The organism is Streptomyces sp. NPDC048419 (assembly GCF_043200415.1).
GTDB lineage: Bacteria > Actinomycetota > Actinomycetes > Streptomycetales > Streptomycetaceae > Streptomyces.
Genome location: NZ_JBICXT010000019.1, coordinates 149,023 through 172,601, shown reverse-complemented (window position 1 = coordinate 172,601; position 23,579 = coordinate 149,023). Strand labels below are relative to the sequence as shown.

General features: G+C 71.2%; 22 protein-coding genes. 16 read left to right on the top strand and 6 right to left on the bottom strand.

The features are described 5' to 3' along the window. Positions 1 to 44 precede the first annotated feature (44 nt). Positions 45 to 1,061: an NlpC/P60 family protein gene (locus tag ACGFYN_RS33375; protein ID WP_393869655.1), complete on the top strand. Its 1,017-nt coding sequence runs from the start codon at positions 45 to 47 to the stop codon at positions 1,059 to 1,061. A 33-nt stretch (positions 1,062 to 1,094) separates the two neighbouring features. After that, the gene (locus ACGFYN_RS33370; protein ID WP_393869654.1) at positions 1,095 to 2,285 is read left to right on the top strand and encodes a hypothetical protein; all 1,191 of its coding nucleotides are present in this window, start codon (positions 1,095 to 1,097) and stop codon (positions 2,283 to 2,285) included. 18 nt (positions 2,286 to 2,303) lie between these two features. On the opposite strand, the gene ACGFYN_RS33365 is transcribed toward ACGFYN_RS33370, so the two are convergent. Then, positions 2,304 to 3,533, bottom strand: coding sequence for a glycosyltransferase 87 family protein (locus ACGFYN_RS33365; protein WP_393869653.1), 1,230 nt, complete (start codon positions 3,531 to 3,533; stop codon positions 2,304 to 2,306). A gap of 139 nt (positions 3,534 to 3,672) precedes the next feature. On the opposite strand from ACGFYN_RS33365, the gene ACGFYN_RS33360 reads away from it, so the two are divergent. Both ACGFYN_RS33360 and ACGFYN_RS33355 read left to right on the top strand, forming a co-directional pair. Continuing rightward, positions 3,673 to 4,815, top strand: coding sequence for a glycosyltransferase family 4 protein (locus tag ACGFYN_RS33360; RefSeq protein WP_393869652.1), 1,143 nt, complete (start codon positions 3,673 to 3,675; stop codon positions 4,813 to 4,815). An 83-nt stretch (positions 4,816 to 4,898) separates the two neighbouring features. Continuing rightward, on the top strand, positions 4,899 to 6,488 hold the full coding sequence (locus tag ACGFYN_RS33355; RefSeq protein ID WP_393869651.1) for a GMC oxidoreductase: 1,590 nt from the start codon (positions 4,899 to 4,901) through the stop codon (positions 6,486 to 6,488). A gap of 19 nt (positions 6,489 to 6,507) precedes the next feature. Here the strand turns inward: ACGFYN_RS33355 and ACGFYN_RS33350 are convergent, their stop codons facing one another. After that, a complete protein-coding gene (locus tag ACGFYN_RS33350) occupies positions 6,508 to 8,304 on the bottom strand; it encodes an AMP-dependent synthetase/ligase (protein ID WP_393869650.1) in 1,797 nt (598 codons plus the stop codon). 294 nt (positions 8,305 to 8,598) lie between these two features. On the opposite strand from ACGFYN_RS33350, the gene ACGFYN_RS33345 reads away from it, so the two are divergent. From ACGFYN_RS33345 to ACGFYN_RS33320, 6 genes are all read left to right on the top strand, one after another. After that, positions 8,599 to 9,396 (top strand): metallophosphoesterase, encoded by a 798-nt coding sequence (locus ACGFYN_RS33345; RefSeq protein WP_393869649.1) that lies wholly within the window; start codon positions 8,599 to 8,601, stop codon positions 9,394 to 9,396. A gap of 123 nt (positions 9,397 to 9,519) precedes the next feature. Beyond that, on the top strand, positions 9,520 to 9,963 hold the full coding sequence (locus ACGFYN_RS33340) for an SRPBCC family protein (RefSeq protein WP_393869648.1): 444 nt from the start codon (positions 9,520 to 9,522) through the stop codon (positions 9,961 to 9,963). A 71-nt stretch (positions 9,964 to 10,034) separates the two neighbouring features. After that, positions 10,035 to 11,204: an ArsA family ATPase gene (locus ACGFYN_RS33335; RefSeq protein WP_393869647.1), complete on the top strand. Its 1,170-nt coding sequence runs from the start codon at positions 10,035 to 10,037 to the stop codon at positions 11,202 to 11,204. Positions 11,205 to 11,261: 57 nt separating this feature from the next. Further along, entirely contained in the window at positions 11,262 to 11,759 is a 498-nt protein-coding gene (locus ACGFYN_RS33330; protein ID WP_393869646.1) for a DUF5304 domain-containing protein, read from the top strand. Between the two features lie 119 nt (positions 11,760 to 11,878). Continuing rightward, a complete protein-coding gene (locus ACGFYN_RS33325; RefSeq protein WP_393869645.1) occupies positions 11,879 to 12,832 on the top strand; it encodes an ROK family glucokinase in 954 nt (317 codons plus the stop codon). Between the two features lie 76 nt (positions 12,833 to 12,908). After that, a complete protein-coding gene (locus ACGFYN_RS33320; protein WP_393869644.1) occupies positions 12,909 to 13,664 on the top strand; it encodes an endonuclease/exonuclease/phosphatase family protein in 756 nt (251 codons plus the stop codon). A gap of 19 nt (positions 13,665 to 13,683) precedes the next feature. Here the strand turns inward: ACGFYN_RS33320 and ACGFYN_RS33315 are convergent, their stop codons facing one another. Both ACGFYN_RS33315 and ACGFYN_RS33310 read right to left on the bottom strand, forming a co-directional pair. Then, positions 13,684 to 14,250, bottom strand: a complete 567-nt coding sequence (locus tag ACGFYN_RS33315; RefSeq protein WP_393869643.1) for a hypothetical protein — start codon at positions 14,248 to 14,250, stop codon at positions 13,684 to 13,686. Continuing rightward, positions 14,243 to 15,022 (bottom strand): alpha/beta hydrolase, encoded by a 780-nt coding sequence (locus ACGFYN_RS33310; RefSeq protein WP_393869676.1) that lies wholly within the window; start codon positions 15,020 to 15,022, stop codon positions 14,243 to 14,245. Before ACGFYN_RS33310 ends, ACGFYN_RS33315 begins: the two co-directional genes overlap by 8 nt. A gap of 157 nt (positions 15,023 to 15,179) precedes the next feature. Here ACGFYN_RS33310 and ACGFYN_RS33305 point away from each other — a divergent pair, with 157 nt between their 5' ends. The 5 genes from ACGFYN_RS33305 to ACGFYN_RS33285 all read left to right on the top strand — a co-directional run bounded on the left by ACGFYN_RS33305 (position 15,180) and on the right by ACGFYN_RS33285 (position 20,097). Then, positions 15,180 to 15,971 (top strand): lysophospholipid acyltransferase family protein, encoded by a 792-nt coding sequence (locus ACGFYN_RS33305; RefSeq protein ID WP_393869675.1) that lies wholly within the window; start codon positions 15,180 to 15,182, stop codon positions 15,969 to 15,971. Between the two features lie 61 nt (positions 15,972 to 16,032). After that, complete coding sequence (macS, locus tag ACGFYN_RS33300) at positions 16,033 to 17,226, top strand: MacS family sensor histidine kinase (RefSeq protein ID WP_393869674.1); 1,194 nt, start codon at positions 16,033 to 16,035, stop codon at positions 17,224 to 17,226. After that, positions 17,223 to 17,900, top strand: coding sequence for a response regulator (locus ACGFYN_RS33295; RefSeq protein WP_393869642.1), 678 nt, complete (start codon positions 17,223 to 17,225; stop codon positions 17,898 to 17,900). Before macS ends, ACGFYN_RS33295 begins: the two co-directional genes overlap by 4 nt. A 109-nt stretch (positions 17,901 to 18,009) precedes the next feature. Then, the gene (locus ACGFYN_RS33290) at positions 18,010 to 19,038 is read left to right on the top strand and encodes a 6-phosphofructokinase (RefSeq protein WP_393869641.1); all 1,029 of its coding nucleotides are present in this window, start codon (positions 18,010 to 18,012) and stop codon (positions 19,036 to 19,038) included. A 63-nt stretch (positions 19,039 to 19,101) separates the two neighbouring features. Further along, positions 19,102 to 20,097: a 2-hydroxyacid dehydrogenase gene (locus tag ACGFYN_RS33285; protein WP_393869640.1), complete on the top strand. Its 996-nt coding sequence runs from the start codon at positions 19,102 to 19,104 to the stop codon at positions 20,095 to 20,097. On the opposite strand, the gene ACGFYN_RS33280 is transcribed toward ACGFYN_RS33285, so the two are convergent. Both ACGFYN_RS33280 and ACGFYN_RS33275 read right to left on the bottom strand, forming a co-directional pair. Continuing rightward, positions 20,049 to 21,929: an anthranilate synthase family protein gene (locus tag ACGFYN_RS33280; protein ID WP_393869639.1), complete on the bottom strand. Its 1,881-nt coding sequence runs from the start codon at positions 21,927 to 21,929 to the stop codon at positions 20,049 to 20,051. The two genes, ACGFYN_RS33285 and ACGFYN_RS33280, sit on opposite strands and share 49 nt — an antisense overlap. Positions 21,930 to 22,043: 114 nt before the next feature. Next, complete coding sequence (locus ACGFYN_RS33275) at positions 22,044 to 22,100, bottom strand: trp operon leader peptide (RefSeq protein WP_071528813.1); 57 nt, start codon at positions 22,098 to 22,100, stop codon at positions 22,044 to 22,046. A 96-nt stretch (positions 22,101 to 22,196) separates the two neighbouring features. On the opposite strand from ACGFYN_RS33275, the gene ACGFYN_RS33270 reads away from it, so the two are divergent. After that, a complete protein-coding gene (locus ACGFYN_RS33270) occupies positions 22,197 to 23,549 on the top strand; it encodes a class II 3-deoxy-7-phosphoheptulonate synthase (RefSeq protein ID WP_393869638.1) in 1,353 nt (450 codons plus the stop codon). Positions 23,550 to 23,579: the final 30 nt, after the last annotated feature.

Sequence of the window (23,579 nt, the reverse complement as noted above, 5' to 3'; positions counted from 1 at the left end):
TGGGGAGGCAGTCCATGTCGCCAGCGGAAGGAGCGCGGCTTCCCGTGGGGTCCCATCGCCGCCTTGCACCGACGTCCGGGTTCAACCGGGGCGCCGGCGCCGCCCTGTGTGTACTCTCCGCCGCGGCCTCGGCCCTCGGCGCGCTGCCGGCCGCCGCCGCTCCGCACGACAACACCAAGGCCGAGGTGGACCGCCTCTACACGGAGGCCGAGAAGGCGACCGAGGCCTACAACAAGGCCGACGAGAACGCCGGCACGCTGCGCCGGCAGGTGAGCGACGCGCAGGACCGCATCGCGCGGCAGCAGGAGCGCATCAACACCATGCGGGAGTCGCTCGGTTCGCTGGCCGGCGCCCAGTACCGCTCCGGCGGCATCGACCCCACCCTGGCCCTGCTGTTCTCCGACGACCCGGCCGACTACCTCGACAAGGCAGCCGCCCTGGACCGCATCGGCGCCCACCAGGCCGGCGAACTCAAAGATCTGCAGTCCGCGATGCGCGAGCTCTCCCAGGAGCGCGCCGAGGCGGTCCTGAAGCTGGCCGACCTGGACAAGAGCCGCAAGGCGGTCGCCGCCCACAAGAAGACCGTTGAGAAGAAGCTCGCCAAGGCCCGCACCCTGCTCAACTCCCTTCCGTACGCGGCCCGTGCCGCCTACGACCGCGCCTCCCGGGGCGACCGCGGCGTCATCCCCGACTTCGGCAGCGCCCTGCCCGCCTCGGCCCGCGCGGCCGCCGCGATCGCCGCCGCCCGCTCGGTGCTCGGCATGCCGTACATCTGGGGCGCGTCCGGCCCCTCCGGCTTCGACTGCTCGGGCCTGATGCAGTGGTCGTACGCGCAGGCCGGCATCCAGCTGCCGCGCACCTCGCAGGAGCAGCGGTACGCCGGCCGGCGGATCCCGCTCTCCGAGGCGCGCCCCGGCGACCTGATCGTCTACCGGTCCGACGCCAGCCATGTCGCGATGTACATGGGCAACGGCGAGGTGATCCACGCGCCCCACCCCGGCGCGGCCGTGCGCTACGACCCGGTGAACATGCTTCCCGTGTCCTCGGTCACCAGGGTCTGACCAACCGCCTTGATCGGCCTTACGATCTGAAAGGTGGCTGGTCGTAGGCGGGTGTCGGGATGCGCGGTGGTGGCGCTCGTGCTGCTGCTCGTTTCCCTGGTGGGCTGCGGCGGGCCGTCCGCCGGTGTCGTCGGGCGGGCCGAGCTGCAGCGGGTCCTCGACCACCGGTCCACCGCCGTCCTCGACCGCGACCGTGCGGCCTTCGCGAAGACGGGCGCGCCCGGCTGGTTCGAGAACCTGCGCGGGGTGCCGCTCGCCTCCTGGTCGTACCGGGTGACCGCCCTGCACGGCAGCGGCGCCCAGGCCACCGCCGACGCCGAACTGCGGTACCGCATCGAGGGGTACGACAACGCCCCCGTCACCGTGGGGCGCACCCTGACCCTCTCCAAGAACCAGGGCGGCCACTGGTTCGTGGACAGCGACAGGCCCGCCAGGAAGTCCGCCCAGCAGCTGTGGGACCAGGGCCCGGTGACCGTCGTGCGCGGGAGGCACAGCATCGTCCTCGGCACCGGGCAGTCCAGCGAGGCGCTGCACACCTACGCCGACCTCGCGGACGACGCGGTGCCGAACGTGTCCCGGGTGTGGGGCCTGGACTGGACCGGGCACGTCGTGGTGCTCGTGCCGGCGTCGGTGGAGGGCATGGCCGGGCTGCTCGGCTCGCCCGCCTCCCAGTACCGCGGGATCGCGGCGGTCACCACCGGCGAGGTGGGCGGCCCGCCGCAGGCGCCCGCGGACCGCATCGTCGTCAACCCGGACGCGTACGCCCTGCTCGGCCCCGTGGGCAAGCAGGTCGTGCTGACCCACGAGACCACCCATGTCGCCACCCGCGCCCACACCAACGCCGCCACCCCGCTGTGGCTGTCCGAGGGGTACGCCGACTGGATCGGCTATCTCAGCACCGACCGCACCCCGGCCGAGGCCGCGCCGGAGCTCGCGCGCTCGGTCGACGACGGGCACATGCCGTCCCGGCTGCCGACCGACAAGGACTTCGGGTTCAGCGGCGACGCCACGAAGCTCGCGCAGTCCTACGAGGGCGGCTGGCTGGCCTGCCGGCTGATCGCCGACCGGTGGGGCCAGGAACGCCTCGGGAAGTTCTACCGGGCGGTCGGCGACCACAGGACGCGGACGGGCTCGGTCGAGGACGCGATGAAGAAGGTACTCGGCACGACGCCGGACGACTTCGTCCGGCAGTGGCAGGACTACCTGCGGACCCAACTCGGCTGATCCGGGCGGCCGATGGCCTCAGGAGGACGGCGACGCCTCGCGCGTGCGGGTCGCCTGCACCGGCAGCGGCGGCACCGGCTCGCGCGGCACCGTCGACCGCCACAGCTCCACGGCGGCGAGCAGGGCGGCGACGAGCAGCAGGCCGTTGCGCAGGACGAGGAGTGTGACGCCGAGGGTGTCGCTCATCACGACGTGCTGGAACCAGAGGGGGAACTCCAGGACCGTCGCGAAGGCGGCCGCCAGGACCAGCCAGACCGGCAGCCGCATCCGGCTGCCGCGGAAGCACAGGCAGACGGCCGCCGTCCCGACCAGCCAGACCATGTACTGCGGGCTGATCACCCGGCTCGTGGCCGTGAACATCAGCACCGCCACGAAGGCCGCGTCGGCGAGCGTGTTCGGCAGGAACCGCGTCGCCATCAGCCGCCACAGCAGCAGCCAGCCGAAGGCGATCCCGGTCAGGAACAGGGCGGCCGAGCTGACGAGGGTCACGTAGGGGCCGAGGAACTCCACCGAGCCGTAGTTCAGCGCCACCTGGCCGTTCCAGCCGAAGTGCCGGGCGACGTGGAAGACGAGGGAGCCCAGCGACTCCACCTCGGTGCCGCGGTTGCGCTGGAAGGTCAGGAAGGCGAGCGAACCCGGCATGGTCAGCGCGAACGCCGCCGCGATCGCGAGCGCGGTCGCCGCCGCCCACGCCCAGGCCGCGCGTCTGCGGGCGCCGACCAGCAGCAGCGCCGGCCACACCTTCAGCATCGCTCCGAAGGCCAGCAGGGCGCCCATCAGCCGGGGCCGGCGGGCGCCCGCGAGCAGCCCGGCCACGGCCACCGCGGTGACCATCACGTCGTAGCGCGCGTACACGGTCGGCCCGAGCAGCGGGACGCCCACCACCCAAACCCAGGCGCCGCGCAGCGTCTTGCCGGGGCGCAGGCCCGCGAACAGCAGCAGCAGGAGGACGGCCAGGTCGGCCAGGAAGGCGAGGACGAAGAAGGCCTTCGCGTACGACAGGAAGCCCAGCAGCGCGGGCGAGAGGATCGCCAGGGCGGCCGCTGGCGGGTACTGCCAGGTGACGTCGCTCTGCGGGAAGGTGCCGTGGCGCAGCGTCTCGTACCAGCCCTGGTAGAACACGGACACGTCGGTCGTGACGTCCGGGCCCGGGAAGACGAACACCTTGAAGACGAACAGCAGCAGCAACAGCCTGGTCAGGCCCCAGGTCGCCAGCAGCCCCGCCAGGGACCGCCTCGCCGCCGCCATGTCCACCGAAGCCCCCGTCCGTCCGTCTCCCCCGTGAGGAGTCACTCTTGAGGAGAACATGATGTCCTGCCCGGCTGTGTGCCCGCCATAAACGTGGCCGTGACGAGGTGTGCACGCCGGTTGGATAAGGTCGGCGGCGATGCACAAGACCCTCATCGTGACGAACGACTTCCCGCCCCGCCCGGGCGGCATCCAGGCGTTCCTGCACAACATGGCGCTGCGGCTCGACCCCGAGCGGCTCGTGGTCCACGCCTCCACCTGGAAGCGGAGCCGGGAGGGCGTGGAGGCGACGGCCGCCTTCGACGCCGAGCAGCCCTTCACCGTCGTACGTGCCCGTACGACGATGCTGCTGCCCACTCCGGCGGCCACCCGCACGGCCGTCGGGCTGCTGCGGGAGCACGGGTGCACGTCGGTGTGGTTCGGGGCGGCGGCGCCGCTCGCGCTGATGGCGCCGGCGCTCCGGAAGGCGGGCGCCGAGCGGCTGGTGGCCACCACCCACGGGCACGAGGCCGGCTGGGCGCAGCTGCCCGCCGCGCGCCAACTCCTGCGCCGGATCGGGGAGTCGACGGACACGATCACCTACCTCGGCGAGTACACGCGCTCCAGGATCGCCACCGCGCTGACGCCGCGGGCGGCCGGGCGGATGGTGCAGCTGCCGCCGGGCGTGGACGAGAAGACCTTCCACCCGGAGTCGGGCGGCGACGCGGTCCGGGCGCGGCTGGGGCTGACGGACCGGCCGGTGGTCGTTTGCGTGTCCCGGCTGGTGCCGCGCAAGGGGCAGGACACCCTCATCCGCGCCATGCCCCGCATCCTGGCAGCCGAGCCGGACGCCGTGCTGCTGATCGTCGGCGGCGGCCCGTACGAGAAGGACCTGCGCAGGCTGGCGCAGGAGACCGGGGTCGCCGGCTCCGTGCGCTTCACGGGCGCGGTGCCCTGGTCGGAGCTGCCCGCGCACTACGGCGCCGGTGACGTCTTCGCGATGCCGTGCCGCACCCGCCGGGGCGGGCTCGACGTCGAGGGCCTCGGCATCGTCTACCTGGAGGCCTCGGCGACCGGGCTGCCGGTCGTCGCGGGCGACTCCGGCGGCGCTCCCGACGCCGTGCTCGACGGCGAGACCGGCTGGGTCGTGCGCGGCGGCTCCCCCGAGGAGGCCGCCGACCGGATCACCGTCCTGCTCGGCGACGCGGAACTGCGGCGCCGCATGGGGGAGAGGGGACGGGAGTGGGTCGAGGAGAAGTGGCGCTGGGACCTTTTGGCGGAGAAGTTGAAGACGCTGCTCTAGGCGGAAGCAGATAATCCGCCGATGCTGCGCGCATGACAGCAAAACTGATGCAGCGTCAGCTGACGAGACGTCAAATCCTGGGCATGGTAGCCCTCCAGACGGCCGCCGCGGCCGGTCTCACCCGCATCGGCCTGAAGTCCGCGCAGGCCGCCGAGGAGGCGGCCCCGGTCGACAACGCGCCCGCCATCGTGGTCGGTTCGGGCTACGGCGGCGCCGTAGCCGCCCTCCGGCTCGGCCAGGCCGGCATCCGCACCCTCGTCCTGGAGATGGGCCGGCTGTGGAACACGTCCGGCTCCGACGGCAAGATCTTCTGCTCCACTGCCGCGCCGGACCAGCGCTCCATGTGGTTCCGCACCCGCACCGAGGCCCCGCTGGCCACGTTCCTGTGGTTGGACGTCGTCAACAAGGACATCACCGCCTACCCGGGCGTCCTGGACCGCGTGCACTTCGACAACATGTCGGTGTACCTGGGGCGAGGCGTCGGCGGCGGCTCCCTGGTCAACGGCGGGATGGCGGTCACGCCGCTCCAGTCGTACTTCACCGAGCAGTTCCCCACCGTGGACGCGGGCGAGATGTACGACACGTACTTCCCGCGCGCCCGTTCCATGCTCGGCGTCAACACCGTCGACCCCGCGTGGTTCGAGTCGACCGAGTGGTACCGGTTCACCCGCACCTCCCGGAAGGCCGCCGCGAACGCCGGCCTGAAGACCACCTTCGTGCCCAACGTCTACGACTTCGGCTACATGCAGCGCGAGGCGGCCGGCACGGCCACCAGGTCCGCGCTCGGAAAAGAGGTCATCTACGGCAACAACTACGGCAAGCGGAGCCTGGACAAGACGTATCTGGCCTCGGCGCTCGGGACCGGCAACGTCACCATCAACACCCTGGAGAGGGTGAAGGCCATCAGCCGGGCGGGCGACGGGAGTTGGCTGCTCACCGTCGACCGGATCGACACCAGCGGCGCGGTCGTCGAGACCAAGCAGTACAACTGCGCGTACCTCTTCCTGGGCGGCGGCAGCGTCGGCACCACCGAACTGCTGGTCCGGGCCCGCGACACCGGCGCCCTGCCGGCGCTCAACTCCAGCGTCGGCGCCGGCTGGGGCACCAACGGCAACACCATGCTCGGACGCGCCAACCACATCTGGGACATCGTCGGCGCCAACCAGTCGACCATGCCCGTCATGGGCATCGACGACTGGGCCAACACCGCCAACCCCGTGTTCGCCGAGATCGCCCCGCTGCCCATCGGGTTCGAGACCTGGGTCAGTCTCTACCTGGCGATCACCAAGAACCCGGAACGGGCGGCGTTCACCTACGACGCCGCGAGCGACACGGTCAAGCTCGGCTGGAGCGCCGCGCAGAGCGCGGTCTCGGTGGCGATGGCCAAGAAGCTCTTCGACCGCGTCAACGCGGCCAACGCCACGATCTACCGCTACGACCTGTTCGGGTCGTCCAGCAAGGTCTTCGCCGACGACTTCTGCTACCACCCGCTGGGCGGCTGCGTGCTGGGCCGGGCGACCGACGACTACGGCCGGGTGAAGGGCTATCCCAGGCTCTATGTCACCGACGGCTCGCTGGTGCCGGGCAACATCGGCGTGAACCCGTTCGTGACGATCACCGCGCTCGCCGAACGGACGATGGCGCGGGTCCTCGCCGAGGACACCGCGCCATGACGCACCGGGAGAAGGCGTACTACTTCGCGTAGATCGCCTCGATCTCGCCCGCGTAGTCCTTCGCCACCACGTTGCGCTTGAGCTTCAGCGAGGGCGTCAGGTGGCCCGACTCCTCCGTGAACTGGGAGGGCAGAATGCGGAACTTCCGCACCGATTCCGCCTTCGACACCGCGGCGTTGCCGTCGTCGATCGCCGTCTGGATCGCGGCCAGCAGGTCGGGGTCCTCACGCAGCGACGCCGCGGTGGACCCCGCCGGTTTGCCGAACTCCTCGGCCCAGCGGCCCAGGAACTCGTCGTCGATGGTGACCAGCGCGCCCACGAACGGCCGCCCGTCGCCCACCACCATGCACTCCGCGACCAGCGCGTGCGCCCGGATGCGGTCCTCGATCACGGCCGGGGCGACGTTCTTGCCGCCCGCGGTGACGATGATCTCCTTCTTGCGACCGGTGATCCTCAGGTAGCCGTCCTCGTCGAGGGTGCCGATGTCACCGGTGTGGAACCAGCCGTCGGTCAGCGCCTCGGCCGTCGCGGTCTCGTTGTTCCAGTAGCCCTTGAACAGGTGCTCGCCGTGCAGCAGCACCTCGCCGTCGTCCGCGATGCGGATCACCGAGCCCGGCAGCGGCTGGCCGACCGTGCCGATCTTGGTCCGGTCCCAGGGGTTGAAGGCGGTGGCCGCGCAGGACTCGGTCAGGCCGTAGCCCTCCAGGACCGTGAAGCCGATGCCGCGGAAGAAGTGACCGAGGCGCTCGCCCAGCGGGGCGCCGCCGGAGATGGCGTACTCGCCCCGGCCGCCGAGCACCGCGCGCAGCTTGCTGTAGACGAGCTTGTCGAACGTCTTGTGCTTGATCTTCAGGCCGAGCGAGGGGCCCGAGGGGGTGTCCAGCGCCTTGCTGTACGCGATGGCGGTGTCCGCGGCCTTGTCGAAGATCTTGCCCTTGCCGTCCGCCTGCGCCTTGGCGCGCGCCGAGTTGTAGACCTTCTCGAACACCCGGGGGACACCGAGGATCAGGGTCGGGCGGAAGGAGGCCAGCTCGTCGGTGAGCTGCTTGATGTCCGGGACGGTGCCCAGCTTGATCGGCGCCATCAGCGGGGCGATCTGCACCATGCGGCCGAAGACGTGCGCGAGCGGGAGGAACAGCAGGACCGAGCACTCACCGGTACGGAACAGCGGGCGCAGCCGCTCCACGATGTTGCCGCACTCGGCGAAGAAGCTGCGGTGGGTGAGCACACAGCCCTTGGGGCGGCCGGTGGTGCCCGAGGTGTAGATGATGGTCGCCGGGTCGTCCGCCCGCGCCAGCGAGCTGCGGTCCTCGACCATCCCGTCGGTGACGCCCTTGCCGAGGTTGCCCAGCTCCTCGAGCGCGCCGGCCTCGATCTGCCAGATGTGCTTGAGGGCGGGCAGCCGGTCGCGCACCGACTCGACGGCGGCCAGGTGGTTGTCCAGCTCCACGACGACCGCCGTGGCGCCCGAGTCGGAGAGGATCCACTGCACCTGCTCCGCCGAGCTGGTCTCGTAGACCGGCACGGTGATCGCGCCCACGCACCAGATCGCGAAGTCCAGCAGCGTCCACTCGTAACGCGTGCGGGACATCAGGGCGACGCGGTCGCCGGGCTGGATGCCGGAGGCGATGAGCCCCTTGGCGGCGGCGTGCACCTCGGTCAGGAAGGCCGCGGCCGTCACGTCCTGCCAGGCGCCGCCCACCTTGCGGGCGATGACGGCGACATCGGGATGCTGCGCGGCGTTTCTCCGGACGATGTCGGTCAGATTGCCGTCCGCAGGGACCTCGTACAAAGCCGGAAGGCTGAACTCGCGCAAGACTGCTGCTCCTCATAGGGCGCCGGCGCCACGACGTTGTGTGATGCGACGGGGGTCCACGGCTCGGGCAGGTACTCAGGTGTTCAGAGGTTGAAATCCTGAGCACGACTGGACGGCCCGGACGTTACCCGCCGGTATGGCTTCTTCGACAGGGGGTTCCGGCGAGATGTTCGCTGCGTCACACAGGCTGGTGTTCCTTCGCGTACGGTAGTCCACCCGCTAACTGACTGGCCAGTAACCGTGAGGTCACCCGGCACTGTTCACGTAGACCGCACACGCTTACCCTTGATCGCCATGGCATCCACACCGGCCGGCAACCGCAAAACCCGTGTTCATGTGGTCAGCGACGTGCACGGCAACGTCCGTGACCTGGCCACCGCCGGCGAGGGCGCCGATGCCCTGATCTGCCTGGGTGACCTCGTGCTCTTCCTCGACTACGCCGACCACTCGCGCGGGATCTTCCCCGATCTGTTCGGCCGGGAGAACGCCGACCGCCTCGTCGAGCTGCGCACCGCCCGCCGGTTCGAGGAGGCGCGGGACCTCGGGGCTCTGCTGTGGCGGGGCGTCGGCGCCGACCGGGCCGCCGTGATCGAGCACGCGGTGCGCAAGCAATACGCCGAGATTTTCGCCGCGTTCCCCACTCCGACGTATGCCACCTACGGCAATGTCGACCTGCCGCCCCTGTGGCGCGAGTACGCCGGTCCGGGCACGCAGGTGCTCGACGGCGAGCGCGTGGAGATCGGCGGCCTGACCTTCGGCTTCGTGGGCGGCGGCCTCAAGTCCCCCATGCGCACTCCGTACGAGATGGGTGACGAGGAGTACGCGGCCAAGCTCGACGCCGTCGGCGAGGTGGACGTGCTGTGCACGCACATCCCGCCGGAGGTGCCGGAACTCGTCTACGACACCGTCGCGCGCCGCTTCGAGCGCGGCAGCCGGGCGCTGCTGGAGGCGATCCGCCGCACTCGCCCCCGTTACGCCCTCTTCGGCCACGTCCACCAGCCGCTGACCCGGCGGATGCGGATCGGAACGACGGAGTGCGTGAACGTCGGGCACTTCGCCGGGACCGGGAAGCCATGGGCGCTCGAATGGTGAGTGAACGATGCAGCCGGAACGCAGGTGGGGGTGAACTCCGGTACTCACGTGCGCGGTAGCCTTCACGCTGCACACACGTGCGCACGACCTCTCTACCGGCCCGCATCTGGAGGAGCCACAGCGATGGCGGAACACACCAGCTCGAGCATCACGATCGAGGCGGCACCGGCCGATGTCATGGGGGTGATCGCCGACTTCGCCCGGTACCCGGACTGGACCGGCGAGGTGAAGGAGGCGGAGGTCCTCGCGTCGGACGCGCAGGGCCGCGCCGAGCAGGTCCGCCTCGTCATGGACGCCGGCGCGATCAAGGACGACCAGGTGCTGGCGTACACCTGGACCGGTGCGCACGAGGTCTCCTGGACGCTGGTCAAGTCCCAGATGCTCCGCTCGCTCGACGGCTCCTACATCCTGAAGCCGGCGGGGGTGGGCGGCACCGAGGTCACGTACCGGCTCACGGTGGACGTCAAGATCCCGATGCTCGGGATGATCAAGCGCAAGGCCGAGAAGGTCATCATCGACCGGGCTCTGGCCGGACTGAAGAAGCGGGTCGAGTCCGGGGAGAAGTAGGGCCGCAGAGCCGCTGTGCCGGGCGCCGCTCGAACGCGCCTGCGGGGCGGCCTCGGTTACCGTTCAGCCTCATGCGCACCATCCTGATCACCGGCCCCGGCGGCAGCGGTCGTACCACGGTCGCCGCCGCCACCGCCCGAGCCGCGGCCCGCGAGGGAACCCGCACCCTCGTCCTGAGCGCCGACCGCAGCGACACCCTCGGCGCGGCCCTCGGCGTGACGACGGGCCCGGAGCCCACGCGGATCACCCCGGAGCTCACCGCCTGGCGCCCCGACGCCGCCGCCGGTTTCCGCGACGACCTCACCGCGTTCCAGGAACGGGCGGCCGGCGTCCTCGACCTGCTCGGCGCCGCCCGGCTGGACGCCGAGGAGGTCACGCCCCTTCCCGGCGCCGAGGAGCTCAGCTTCCTGCGGGCCCTGCGCGACGCCGCGCTCTCGGAGCGCTTCGACCTGCTCGTCGTCGATCTCCCGCCGGTGGCCGACGCGCTCGCCCTGCTCTCCCTGCCCGAGGAACTCCGCCGCTATCTGCGCCGTCTGCTCCCGCCCGAGCGCCAGGCGGCCCGCGCCCTGCGCCCGGTCCTCGGCAGGCTGGCCGGCGTGCCCATGCCCTCGGAGTGGCTGTACGAGACCGCCGGCCGCTGGGACACCGAACTGGCCGCCGTCGAGGCCGTGCTCGCCGACCGGAACACCACCGTCCGGCTGGTCGCGGAACCCGGTCCGGCCGGCGCCGAAGCCGTCCGGAGCGCCGGGCTCGGCCTCGCCCTGCGCGGCCTGCGCCCCGACGCCCTGGTCGCCAACCGGGTGCTGCCGGAGCGTGCCGCCGAGGGCTGGCTGGCCGGACCCGTCGCCCAGCAGCGCAAGGCCCTGGAGGAGTGGCGGGAGTCGTACGACGTCACCACCGTCCACCACCTCGGCCACGACCCGCGCGGCACCGAGGACCTGGCCGCCCTCCCGGTCCCCGGCGTCAAGGACACGGGCTCCACGGTCGAGTGGCCCGTCGACGACACGCTCGCCGACGACGGCGTGCTCGTCTGGCGGCTCCCGCTGCCCGGCGCCATACGCGACGATCTCGACCTCATCCGGCGGGGCGACGAACTCGTCGTCGCGGCGGGCCGGTTCCGCCGGATCGTGGCGCTGCCGTCCGCCCTGCGCCGCTGCACCGTCGAGGGGGCCGCGCTGCGCGAGGGCGAACTGTGCATCCGGTTCGCGCCGGACCCCGGTCTGTGGCCCGGGACCCGGTGAAGCACATACGCCCGTTCGGGTAACGTCGTAGAGACGAACCGTAGTCAGGAGGTCGTCATGAGCGAAGAGCTCCCCCCGTCAGACGCCGAGGAGCACGAGGCGATCGACGAGGTCCGGGCGACCGACGCCGACGCCTGGTCGACGGCGTGCGCCGAGGACCTCGCGGCGGAGAAGGCCCGCCGCCGTGTCGAGTACGGCGCGCCCCCGGGCTCGGCCGCCGAGGAACTGCGCAAACTCGTCGACGCCGTCTCGGACAAGCTGTCGTCGATCCAGTCCCCGCTGCTCGGCTCCGTCGCCGGACCCGCCGCGCAGCAGGTGGTGCGGCAGGTCGTCGAGCAGGCGAAGGCCGCCGTGGAACCCGTCATCGAGCGCAATCCGGACGTCTTCGACCACCTCGCCGCCGCGGGCAACGAACTGCTGGCCGCCTACCGCTCCGCGGTCCAGGCCCAGGAGCAGCGCTGGACGACCCGTGCTGCGGATGTGCGCAAGGACCTCGACGAGCGCCGCGACGGCGGCGAGGGAACCGGCCCCGGGCAGCGCATCGACCTGGACTGATTCCCCCCTCGAAACGCACCGCCGGGCCGCTGCCTGCCCGGCGGGTGGACGACGCGGATGTGACGGCAGGGCCTCGGGTACGGTTGCCGTAGCGGGGCTCGACCGAAACTGAGGGATTCATGGGACTCACCATCGGCGTCGATATCGGCGGTACCAAGATCGCGGCAGGCGTGGTCGACGAGGAGGGCAACATCCTCTCGACCTACAAGGTGCCCACCCCGGGCACGCCTGACGGGATCGTGGACGCCATCGCCTCCGCCGTGGAGGGCGCGCGCGCCGGGCACGAGATCGTGGGCGTGGGCATCGGCGCTGCCGGATACGTGAACCGGCAGCGCTCGACCGTGTACTTCGCGCCGAACATCGACTGGCGCCAGGAGCCGCTGAAGCAGAAGGTCGAGGCCCGCGTGGGCCTGCCCGTCGTCGTGGAGAACGACGCCAACGCCGCCGCGTGGGGCGAGTACAAGTTCGGCGCCGGCAAGGGCCACCGCAACGTCATCTGCATCACCCTCGGCACCGGCCTGGGCGGCGGCATCATCATCGGCAACAAGCTGCGCCGCGGCCACTTCGGCGTCGCCGCCGAATTCGGCCACATCCGGATGGTGCCGGACGGCCTGCTGTGCGGCTGCGGCTCGCAGGGCTGCTGGGAGCAGTACGCCTCGGGTCGCGCCCTGGTCAGATACGCCAAGCAGCGCGCCAACGCGACCCCCGAGAACGCCGAGATCCTGCTCGGCCTGGGTGACGGCACCCCCGACGGCATCGAGGGCAAGCACATCTCCATGGCCGCCCGGCAGGGCGACCTGGTCGCCGTCGACTCCTACCGCGAGCTGGCCCGCTGGGCCGGCGCGGGCCTCGCCGATCTGGCCTCGCTCTTCGACCCCTCCGCCTTCATCGTCGGCGGCGGCCTCTCCGACGAGGGCGAACTGGTCCTGGACCCGATCCGCAAGTCCTACAAGCGCTGGCTGGTCGGCGGCAACTGGCGCCCGGTGGCGGACGTCATCGCGGCCCGGCTGGGCAACGACGCGGGCCTGGTGGGCGCGGCCGACCTGGCCCGCGAGCCCGACCCGATCATGTAGTTCCGAGGACGCCAGTACGTGATGAGCCCGCCGTGCCCCGCTCCGGGGCGGCGGGCCTCGTCGTATGTTGATCGTCATGGCGACTTCGATCCCGCTGCCCAACTCCCGCACGGAACCCGACGGTTCTGCCGTCATCCGCGTGCTCAGCTACAACATCCGCTCCATGCGCGACGACACCGAGGCCCTCGCCCGGGTCATCGGCGCCTGCGCCCCCGACCTCGTACTGGTCCAGGAAGCTCCCCGCTTCTTCCGCTGGCGCAAGAAACTGGCCCGGCTGGCGGCCGCCTCCGGTCAGGTGATCCTCACCGGCGGGGCGACGGCCGCCGGCCCCGCGATCCTGTGCACGCTGCGCGCGACCGTCGAACGCACCGAGGACGTGCTCCTGCCGCTCACGCCCGGGCAGCACCGCCGCGGTTTCGCCACCGCCGTCGTCCGGTTCGGCGGCGCCCGGCTCGGCGTGCTGAGCTGCCACCTCTCCCTGCAGAAGGACGAGCGCCAGGAGCAGGGCGGCATGCTGCTCGACCGTCTCGCCGGCCTCGGCGTGGACCATGCGGTGGCGGGCGGCGACCTGAACGAGCGCCCCGGCGGCCCCACCTTCCAGCGTCTCGCCGACGACCTCCAGGACTGCCGGGCCGTCACGCCCTGGGGCGGCGAGAACACCTTCAACCCGGTCACCCCCTTCCAGCGCATCGACGCGATCTTCGCGACGAAGGGCGTCGAGGTGCTGGGCTGCGGGGTGCCGCTGGGGCAGCCGGGGGTGACGGAGACAGACCTGAGGGCGGCCACGGACCACCTTCCGGTGCTGGCCGCCCTCAGAGTTCCCGGCAGTTAGCCGATGGCATGCGCGGTGGTCAGACGACGGCTCCGCGTCCCGGGTCGTCGTCCTCCTCGTCGTCCGTCTTCATCCGCACCACCAGGGTGGCGAAGCCGCCCACGAAGCCGCCGATGCTGAGCGTGGCGAGCCACCAGGTCATCTCCCAGCCGAGCACCACCGCCAGCAGGAGCAGGATCGGGCCGCCGATCACGCCCAGCCAGGCGAACTTCGCGGTCGTGTCGGCGGCGGGCAGCGCCGGCGGCTCCGGCGGGACGAAGTGGCCCTCGTCGTCCTCGTCGAAGTCGTCCTCGGACGGTTCGGCGGCCTTGAAGTCACGGGGGCCCACGCCGGGCGCGAAGGAGACCGAGCCACCGAGGGGCTTCGCGGGCTTCTCGTGCTTCGGGCTCTCGTCCTCCGGCTGGTCGTTGGTCTCCGGTTCGAGCAGCCCTAGATCCTCGATCGGCTTGAAGGGCTTGGAGCCCGGCGGATCCTTCGGCTCCTCGCCGTAGCCCGCGACGATGGCGGCCCAGGCCGCCGCCTCGTCGAAGGGGACACCCTGCTCGTCCGGCTCGCGGCCCTCGCGGTCCGAGTCGTGCTCAGCCACCTACGGCCGTCCCTTCCTTGCCGACACCGGGTGCGAGCCGGCCGATGAACGCGACGCTCTCGTCGAAAAGCCGGTCCGCGTCATGGTCCAACGTCGCGACGTGGTAGCTCTGTTCCAGCACGACCTCGGTCACGTCCCGCGAGGAGACCCGGCTGAGGATCCGCGCCGAGTCGGCGGGCGGCACCACGTGGTCCTGCGGACTGCGCAGCACCAGCAGCGGCTGGGTGACCTGCGGCAGTTCGCGGTCGACGAGCCGGAAGAAGTTCCGCAGGGAGTGGGCCGCGTGCAGCGGCACCCGGTCGTAGCCCAGTTCGGCGCTGCCCTCCTTGGCGATGTCGCTCGCGATGCCGGGCGTCGTCCGTACGAGATGACGTGCCACCGGAAGGGTGTAAGGGGAAAGCCCGTGCATGCGGTTCGCCGGGTTGACGACCATCACCCCGCGGACCGTCTCCCCGTGCTTCGCCGCCAGGCGCAGCGCCAGGGTGCCGCCCATGGACAGGCCCGCCACGAACACCTCGCCGCAGCGCTCGCGCAGGGCCCGCAGCTCGCGGTCCACCTCGGCGTACCAGTCCTGCCAGCCGGTGAGCTGCATGTCCTCCCAGCGGGTGCCGTGCCCGGGCAGCAGGGGCAGCGACACCGTGAAGCCGCGCTCGGCGAGGTGCCGTGCCCAGGGGCGCAGCGACTGGGGGGAACCGGTGAAGCCGTGGCAGAGGAGGACGCCGACCTCCCCGCCCTCATGGCGGTAGGGCTCGGCTCCAGGAAGGACCGGCACCATCGGTCTCCTGTTCATGAGAGTCACGTGAAGTCCAGGTGTGCTTCACCGTACGCGACGGCACTGACACCGACCAGGGCCGTCGGCGCCTTTGGGGGCAGGCCGGGTTAAGGTCTGATCGAAGGAATCAGGAGGCACTCGGTTGTTGTACGGCACGATGAAGGTCGCCATCGGGGGACCGCTGAAGGTCGCGTTCAGGCCCTGGGTGGAAGGCCTCGAGCACATCCCGGCCGAGGGCGCCGCCATTCTGGCGAGCAATCACCTCTCGTTCTCCGACTCGTTCTTCCTGCCCACGATGCTCGACCGCAAGGTCACCTTCATCGCCAAGGCGGAGTACTTCACCACGCCTGGCGTCAAGGGCCGGCTGACGGCCGCCTTCTTCAAGAGCGTCGGCCAGCTCCCGGTGGACCGCTCCGGGGCGCGCGGCGCGGGCGAGGCGGCGATCAAGAGCGGCCTGGAGGTGCTGGAGCGCGGCGAGCTGTTCGGGATCTACCCCGAGGGCACCCGCTCGCCCGACGGTCGCCTGTACCGGGGCAAGCCCGGCGGCCTGGCGCGCGTGGCGCTGGCCTCCGGCGCGCCCGTCATCCCGGTCGCGATGATCGACACGGAGAAGATCCAGCCGCCCGGCCAGGTGATGCCCAAGCTGATGCGTCCCGGCATCCGCATCGGCAAGCCCCTCGACTTCAGCCGCTACCAGGGCATGGAGCACGACCGCTTCGTGCTCCGCGCGGTCACCGACGAGGTCATGTACGAGATCATGAAGCTCTCCGGCCAGGAGTACGTCGACATGTACGCGACCGCGGCCAAGCGGCAGATCGCGGACGCGGCGAAGGCCGACAAGGAAGCGGAGAAGGCGGCCAAGGCCGCACTCGCGCAGGAGCACAAGCAGGAACAGAAGCAGGAACAGAAGCAGGAGCAGCAGACGGATAAGGAGAAGTCCGGGTCCTAGGGGCCGGGGACAGGGCAGTCTGGGGCCGGAGGTGGGGGAGTTGCCCAAGCGCGAGAAGGTCATGAGGATGTCGGTCGAGCAGCCGCTGTGGCGTGCGCTCGCCGCATACCGGGTGCTGACGATGCTGTACGCGGTCGGGCTGTTCGCCACCGCCTACGACGAGTACGACCACGCGGGCATCGCGATCGTCTACTTCGTCGTCCTGTTCGTCTGGACCCTGGCCACCCTGCCCTTCGTCCAGAACGCGGCCGCCTGCACCAGGCGCTTCCTCGCCGTCGACCTCGCCATCGCACTCACCGGCATCCTGCTCACCCCACTCGCCGTCAACGACCAGCACATCCAGAGCGGCGGCCCCACCCTGCCGTCGATATGGACCGCCGGGTCGGTCCTGGCGTACGCGATCAAGGGCGGCTGGCGCTGGGCGGCCTTCGCCTCCACGCCGGTCGCCGTCGCCAACCTCATCGAGCGCGGCGCCCCGGCCCGCGACACCGTCCACAACGTGATCCTCGTCTGGGTCGCCTCCATCGCCATCGGCTACGTCGTCGAGGTCGCCCGCGCCTCCGAGCGCACCCTCGCCCGGGCCCTGGAGATCGAGGCCGCGACGCGGGAGCGGGAGCGGCTGGCCCGCGACATCCACGACGGCGTCCTCCAGGTGCTGGCCATGGTGCAGCGCCGGGGCGTGGTCATCGGCGGTGAGGCGGCCGAGCTGGGCCGGATGGCGGGCGAGCAGGAGGTCGCGCTGCGCATGCTGGTCTCCGGCGGGCTGATCCCGCTCTCGCGTGCGTCGGAGAGCGCGGCCGAGGGCGCGATCGTACGGACCGTGGAGGAACCGTCGTACGACGAGGACGCCCCGGTGGATCTGCGCGCGCTGCTCGCCCCGTACGCCGCCGCGAAGGTCAGCTTCGCCGAACCCGGCGCCCCCGTGCTGCTGCCCGCGCCCGCCGCGAAGGAGCTGGCCGCCGCCGTCGGCGCCGCCCTGGACAACGTCCACAAGCACGCCGGTGAGCACGCGCGCGCGTGGATCCTCGTCGAGGACGAGCCCGGCGAGGTCGTGGTGACCGTACGGGACGACGGGCCCGGCATCCCCGAGGGGCGGCTCGCCCAGGCCGAGGGCGAGGGGCGCCTCGGGGTCGCGCTGTCGATCCGGGGCCGGCTGCGCGAACTCGGCGGCAGCGCCGAGCTGATCTCGGTGCCGGGCCAGGGCACGGAAGTCGAGCTGAACGTACCCAAGGACGCGAAGGCGGGGCATCGATGAGTGAGCAGCAGGGCCCGATCAAGGTCATGGTGGTCGACGACCACCCCATGTGGCGCGACGCCGTCGCCCGCGACCTGACCGAGTCCGGCTTCGACGTGGTGGCCACCGCGGGCGACGGCGACCAGGCCGTGCGCCGCGCCAAGGCCGTCGCCCCCGACGTGCTCGTCCTCGACCTCAACCTGCCCGCCAAGCCCGGCGTCCAGGTCTGCAAGGAACTCGTCGGCCACAACCCGGCCCTGCGCGTCCTGGTGCTGTCGGCGAGCGGCGAGCACGCCGACGTACTGGAAGCGGTGAAGTCGGGAGCCACCGGCTATCTGCTGAAGTCGGCGTCCACCGACGAACTGCTGGACGCGGTGCGCCGCACGGCCGTCGGCGACCCGGTGTTCACGCCCGGCCTCGCCGGCCTGGTCCTCGGCGAGTACCGCCGCCTCGCCTCCGATCCCGCGCCGTCCTCGGACCCCGACGAGCCCAAGGTCCCCCAGCTCACCGACCGTGAGACCGAGGTGCTGCGGCTGGTCGCCAAGGGCCTGAGCTACAAGCAGATCGCCGAACGCCTCGTCATCTCGCACCGCACGGTGCAGAACCACGTCCAGAACACCCTGGGCAAGCTCCAGCTGCACAACAGGGTCGAGCTGGTGCGGTACGCGATAGAGCGCGGACTTGACGACGAGTAAACCGAGCGCCTGACAGTTCACCGGAATTGCCCTTCCCGCCCATCCCTCTGTGACGCGGCTCACCATTAGCGTGACTATCACCAGGCAACCGCGGCGAAGGGACTTTTCCATGCGGGTCGGAGTACTGACCGGAGGCGGCGACTGCCCCGGGCTCAACGCCGTCATCCGGGGCATCGTCCGCAAGGGCGTGCAGGAGTACGGCTACGACTTCGTCGGCTTCCGGGACGGCTGGCGAGGTCCGCTCGAGGGCGACACCGTACGCCTCGACATCCCGGCCGTGCGCGGCATCCTGCCCCGCGGCGGCACCATCCTCGGCTCCTCGCGCACCAATCCGCTGAAGCAGGAGAACGGCATCCGCCGGATCAAGGAGAACCTCGCCAAGCTGGAGGTCGAGGCGCTCATCGCCATCGGCGGCGAGGACACCCTGGGCGTGGCGGCACGCCTGACCGACGAGTACGGCATCCCCGTCGTCGGCGTACCGAAGACCATCGACAACGACCTGTCCGCCACCGACTACACCTTCGGCTTCGACACCGCGGTCGGCATCGCCACGGAGGCCATCGACCGCCTGCACACCACCGCCGAGTCGCACATGCGCGTCCTCGTCTGCGAGGTGATGGGCCGTCACGCCGGCTGGATCGCCCTGCACTCCGGCCTCGCGGGCGGTGCCAACGTCATCCTCATCCCCGAGCAGCGCTTCGACGTCGACCAGGTGTGTGCCTGGATCACCTCCCGCTTCAAGGCGTCGTACGCCCCGATCGTGGTCGTCGCCGAGGGCGCCATGCCCAAGGACGGCGAGATGGTCCTCAAGGACCAGTCGCTGGACTCCTTCGGCCACGTCCGGCTGTCCGGTGTCGGCGAGTGGCTGGCCAAGGAGATCGAGAAGCGCACGGGCAAGGAGGCCCGTACGACGGTGCTGGGGCACATCCAGCGCGGCGGCACCCCCAGCGCCTTCGACCGCTGGCTCGCCACCCGCTTCGGCCTGCACGCCATCGACGCCGTCCGCGACGGCGACTTCGGCAAGATGGTCGCCCTGCGCGGCACCGACATCGTCCGCGTGCCGATCGGGGACGCGACGGCCAGGCTGAAGACCGTGGACCCGGAGCTGTACGAGGAGGTCGGGGTCTTCTTCGGCTGACCGGGCACGGCGGGGTCGTGGGCCGTAGCATGCGGCCCACCACCCATCACAACGGGAGCGGTCGTGGAGATCCTCGCCTTCGGCGTGCAGGCGGACGAGAAGCCGCTGATCGAGCGGGCCTTCGAGGGCCACCACGAAGTCCACTGCCTCGAGGTCTTCCTCAACGAGGACACCGCGCCCATCGCGGCCGGCCACGAGATCATCTCCACGAGCGTCAACGCCGATCTCGGCGCCCGGGTCCTGGAGATCCTCGCGGCCGGCGGCACCCGGATGGTCGCCCAGCGCTCCACCGGCTTCAACAACATCGACCTCGACGTCGCCGGGCGCCTCGGCATGACCGTCGCCCGGGTCTCGTACTACTCGCCGTACTCGGTCGCCGAGTTCGCCTGGACCCTCGCCATGGCGGTCAACCGGCGTATCGTCCGCGCCTCCACACGCACGCGTGACTTCGACTTCCGGCTCGACGGCCTGATGGGCCGCGACATGCACGGCCGCACCGCGGGCGTCCTCGGCACCGGCAAGATCGGCGAGGCGTTCACCCGGATCGCCCGCGGCTTAGGCATGCGGCTGCTCGGCTGGGACGTCGCCGAGAACCCCGCCTGCAGGGAACTCGGCATGACCTACGTCCCCAAGGAGCGGCTTCTCGCCGAGTCCGACCTCGTCACCCTGCACGTCCCGCTGATGCCGGAGACCCAGCACCTCATCGACGCCGCCGCGCTGAAGGCGATGAAGGACGACGCGATCCTGGTCAACTCCAGCCGCGGCGGCCTGATCGACACCGCGGCCCTCGTCGCCGAACTGCGCGAGGGCCGCTTCACGGGCGTCGGCCTCGACGTCTACGAGGCGGAGGCCGGACTGTTCTACGTCGACAGGTCGCTGGAGGCGATCGAGGACGACACCCTGGCCCGCCTGGTCACCTTCCCGAACGTCCTGGTCAGCTCCCACCAGGCGTACTACACCGAGGACGCGGTCGGCCAGATCGTCGAGGCCACGGTGCACAACGTCCTCGACTACAGGGCCGGCCGCCGCTCCGAGAACGTGCTCGTGCCACGCAGCTGACCGACCAACTCCCGCACCACACAAGCCCCGTCGAGCGTCAGGATCGACTCCGGGTGGAACTGCACGCCGGCGAAGCCCGGGCCGCGCAGCGCGTGCACCTCGTGCGACGGGCTCCGGCTGACGTCGACGCCGTGCGCGGCCAGCTCCGCACGGGCCTCGTCGTCGCAGCGCGCCACGAAGCTGTTGTAGAAGCCCACGGTCTCGGTCCGCCCGAACAGGTCGATCACCGTCTGCGCGCCCTGGTACGGCACCTCCTTGCGTACGATCTCCAGGCCCAGCTCGGCCGCGATCAGCTCGTGCCCCAGGCAGACGCCGAGCACGCCGTGCCGGTGGTTGCGAATCACCTCGGCGGTCAGCTCCCGCAGGACGCGCATCTTGGGGTCGTCCAGGTCGCGCGGGTCGCCGGGACCTGGGCCCAGGACGACCGGCCCCTCGTGCGCGGACACGGCGTCCCGCAGCCCGGGTTCGTCGTAGGGCCGGACGGTCACGTCCAGCCCGCTCGACCGCAGCACGTGCGCGAGCATCGCCGTGAAGGTGTCCTCCCCGTCGACGACCAGGGCGTGCCCGTCGAGCTCGGCGGACCGCTCCTGCATCCGCAGCCAGAAGGGGGCGAGCGAGGCACGGCGCCCGTCGAGCGCGGCACGCACGCGTGGGTCGTCGGCGAGCCGTACGCGCGCGTGCTCCGCGCGCGGCCGCCCCGGACGCACGCCCAGGGCCGCCAGCACACCCGCCGCCTTCGCGTGCGTCTCCGCGACCTCGCTCGCCGGGTCCGAGCCGCGCACGAGGGTGGCGCCGACCGGGACGCGGAGGCGTCCGTCGCCGGAGATGTCGGCGGTGCGGATCAGGATGGGGGAGTCGAGCGTCTGGGCGCCGCCGGAGTCCCGGCCGAGCAGGGCCAGCGCACCCGCGTAGTACCCGCGCCCCCCGGCCTCGTGCCGCTCGATGACCCGGCAGGCGTTCCGCACGGGTGACCCGGTGACGGTCGCCGCGAACATGGTCTCCTTCAGGACCTCGCGCACGTCCAGCGACGACCTGCCGCGCAACTCGTACTCGGTGTGCGCGAGATGGGCCATCTCCTTCAGCCGCGGCCCGACCACCACCCCGCCCATGTCGCCGACGGTGCACATCATCTTGAGTTCCTCGTCGACGACCATCGACAGCTCCTCGATCTCCTTGCCGTCGGAGAGGAAGCCGAGCAGGTGCTCCGGAGTCGGGCCCTCGGCGGGATAGCGGTACGTCCCGCTGATCGGGTTCATGACGACCGTGCCGCCGGCCATCCGCACATGCACCTCGGGACTGGCCCCGACCAAGGTGCGCTCCCCGGTGTGCACGACGAACGTCCAGTACGCGCCCCGCTCCCCTTCGAGCAGCCGCCGGAAGAGCGCGAGGGCGTCCGCACGGGCGAACCCCGGGATCTCCCCCTCGTACGTCCGCCGGATCACGAAGTTGGCGCCCTCGCCCCGCCCGATCTCCTCGCGCAGCACCCGCCCGACGATCTCGCCGTACTCCTCGTCGTCGACGTCGAAACCGCCGCCCACCACCCGCACGTCCTGCGCCGGGAGCTGCGCGAGCACGTCGGCGAGCGGGATCTCGTACGACTCCTCGGGGCTGAGGAACATCAGCGGGGTGCCGTCGTCGCGGACGTCGAAGCCGCGCTCGCGGATCTGGCGGAAGGGGACCAGGGCGAGGCCCTCGTCCGGGAGGTCGGCGAGGCGGCCGTACGTGCCGACCGGGCCGAGGAGCAGCTCGACGGTGTCCTCGTCGCGGCCCGGGGCACGGCGCCGCAGCAGGGCGAAAGGCCGGGGGTCGTGCAGCAGGTCCAGCAGGTTCATGGCTCCGGGTTCCTTCTCGATCGTCGTCGATCGTGCTCGACGGAGAGGAACGGCCCCGGAAACGCCGAAGGCCGCCCCTCGGGCGGCCTTCGCGAAGTCTTGCGTACGCGCTATTCAGTGGGCCGCCGGATGAGCGGTCCACCACCAGTTCTGGGTCGAATGCGCGAACATGCGAGGCACCCTACCGCATGTCCGAGTGCCGTATCCCGTGTCTCAATTGCTGGGCATGGGGCGGGACGCCCGACACGACCCCGTAATGTTGAGGTCGTGACCGTGAACGCTAAGACCAGCACGAGTGCTGGCAACACCTGGCGAAACCTGCCCGCGGCGCAGCAGCCCGAGTACCCCGACACCGAGGCTCTGCGCGCAGTGATCGCGGACCTCGAGTCGTATCCGCCGCTCGTCTTCGCGGGCGAGTGCGACCAGCTGCGCGCCCGGATGGCGGCCGTCGCCAAGGGCGAGGCGTTCCTCCTCCAGGGCGGCGACTGCGCCGAGGCGTTCGACGCGGTGTCCGCCGACCACATTCGCAACAAGCTCAAGACGCTGCTCCAGATGGGCGCCGTGCTGACGTACGCCGCCTCGGTGCCGGTCGTGAAGGTCGGCCGCATCGCCGGCCAGTACTCCAAGCCGCGCTCCAAGGGCACCGAGACCCGCGACGGCGTGACGCTGCCGACCTACCGCGGCGACTCGGTCAACGGCTTCGACTTCAACGAGACCGCCCGCGTCCCGGACCCCGAGCGCCTGAAGCGGATGTACAACGCGTCCGCCTCCACGCTGAACCTGGTGCGCGCCTTCACCACCGGCGGCTACGCCGACCTGCGCCAGGTGCACGCCTGGAACCAGGACTTCGTGAAGTCGTCCCCGTCCGGCCAGCGCTACGAGCAGCTGGCCCGCGAGATCGACAACGCGCTTCACTTCATGCACGCCTGCGGGGCCGACCCGGAGGAGTTCAAGACGGTCGAGTTCTACTCCTCGCACGAGGCGCTGCTGCTGGACTACGAGTCGGCGCTGACCCGTGTCGACTCCCGCACCGGGCAGCTCTACGACGTCTCCGGGCACATGGTGTGGATCGGTGAGCGCACCCGGCAGCTGGACGGCGCGCACATCGAGTTCGCCTCGAAGATCCGCAACCCGATCGGCATCAAGCTCGGCCCGACGACGACGGCAGAGGAGGCGCTGCAGTACATCGAGCGCCTGGACGCCGAGCGCGAGCCGGGCCGGCTGACCTTCATCGTCCGTATGGGCGCCGACAAGGTCCGCGACAAGCTGCCCGAGCTGATCGAGAAGGTCACCGCCTCCGGTGCCACCGTGGCCTGGGTGACCGACCCGATGCACGGCAACACCTTCGAGGCGGCCTCCGGCCACAAGACCCGCCGCTTCGACGACGTGCTCGACGAGGTCAAGGGCTTCTTCGAGGTCCACAAGGGCCTGGGCACCCACCCGGGCGGCATCCACGTCGAGCTCACCGGTGACGACGTCACCGAGTGCGTGGGCGGCGGCGACGAGATCTTCGTCGACGACCTGCACCAGCGCTACGAGACGGCCTGCGACCCGCGTCTGAACCGCAGCCAGTCCCTCGACCTGGCGTTCCTCGTCGCGGAGATGTACAGGGACCAGTGACGGCTTCGCCTGTTACCAGGGCATGAAGTG

Excerpts from the sequence above, each read along its gene's own strand:
- ACGFYN_RS33365 (WP_393869653.1), bottom strand. The coding sequence starts at position 3,533 with ATGGCGGCGGCGAGGCGGTCCCTGGCGGGGCTGCTGGCGACCTGGGGC.
- ACGFYN_RS33360 (WP_393869652.1), top strand. The coding sequence starts at position 3,673 with ATGCACAAGACCCTCATCGTGACGAACGACTTCCCGCCCCGCCCGGGC.
- ACGFYN_RS33355 (WP_393869651.1), top strand. The coding sequence starts at position 4,899 with ATGGTAGCCCTCCAGACGGCCGCCGCGGCCGGTCTCACCCGCATCGGC.
- ACGFYN_RS33345 (WP_393869649.1), top strand. The coding sequence starts at position 8,599 with ATGGCATCCACACCGGCCGGCAACCGCAAAACCCGTGTTCATGTGGTC.
- ACGFYN_RS33340 (WP_393869648.1), top strand. The coding sequence starts at position 9,520 with ATGGCGGAACACACCAGCTCGAGCATCACGATCGAGGCGGCACCGGCC.
- ACGFYN_RS33335 (WP_393869647.1), top strand. The coding sequence starts at position 10,035 with ATGCGCACCATCCTGATCACCGGCCCCGGCGGCAGCGGTCGTACCACG.
- ACGFYN_RS33330 (WP_393869646.1), top strand. The coding sequence starts at position 11,262 with ATGAGCGAAGAGCTCCCCCCGTCAGACGCCGAGGAGCACGAGGCGATC.
- ACGFYN_RS33325 (WP_393869645.1), top strand. The coding sequence starts at position 11,879 with ATGGGACTCACCATCGGCGTCGATATCGGCGGTACCAAGATCGCGGCA.
- ACGFYN_RS33320 (WP_393869644.1), top strand. The coding sequence starts at position 12,909 with ATGGCGACTTCGATCCCGCTGCCCAACTCCCGCACGGAACCCGACGGT.
- ACGFYN_RS33305 (WP_393869675.1), top strand. The coding sequence starts at position 15,180 with ATGAAGGTCGCCATCGGGGGACCGCTGAAGGTCGCGTTCAGGCCCTGG.
- macS (WP_393869674.1), top strand. The coding sequence starts at position 16,033 with ATGAGGATGTCGGTCGAGCAGCCGCTGTGGCGTGCGCTCGCCGCATAC.
- ACGFYN_RS33295 (WP_393869642.1), top strand. The coding sequence starts at position 17,223 with ATGAGTGAGCAGCAGGGCCCGATCAAGGTCATGGTGGTCGACGACCAC.
- ACGFYN_RS33290 (WP_393869641.1), top strand. The coding sequence starts at position 18,010 with ATGCGGGTCGGAGTACTGACCGGAGGCGGCGACTGCCCCGGGCTCAAC.
- ACGFYN_RS33280 (WP_393869639.1), bottom strand. The coding sequence starts at position 21,929 with ATGAACCTGCTGGACCTGCTGCACGACCCCCGGCCTTTCGCCCTGCTG.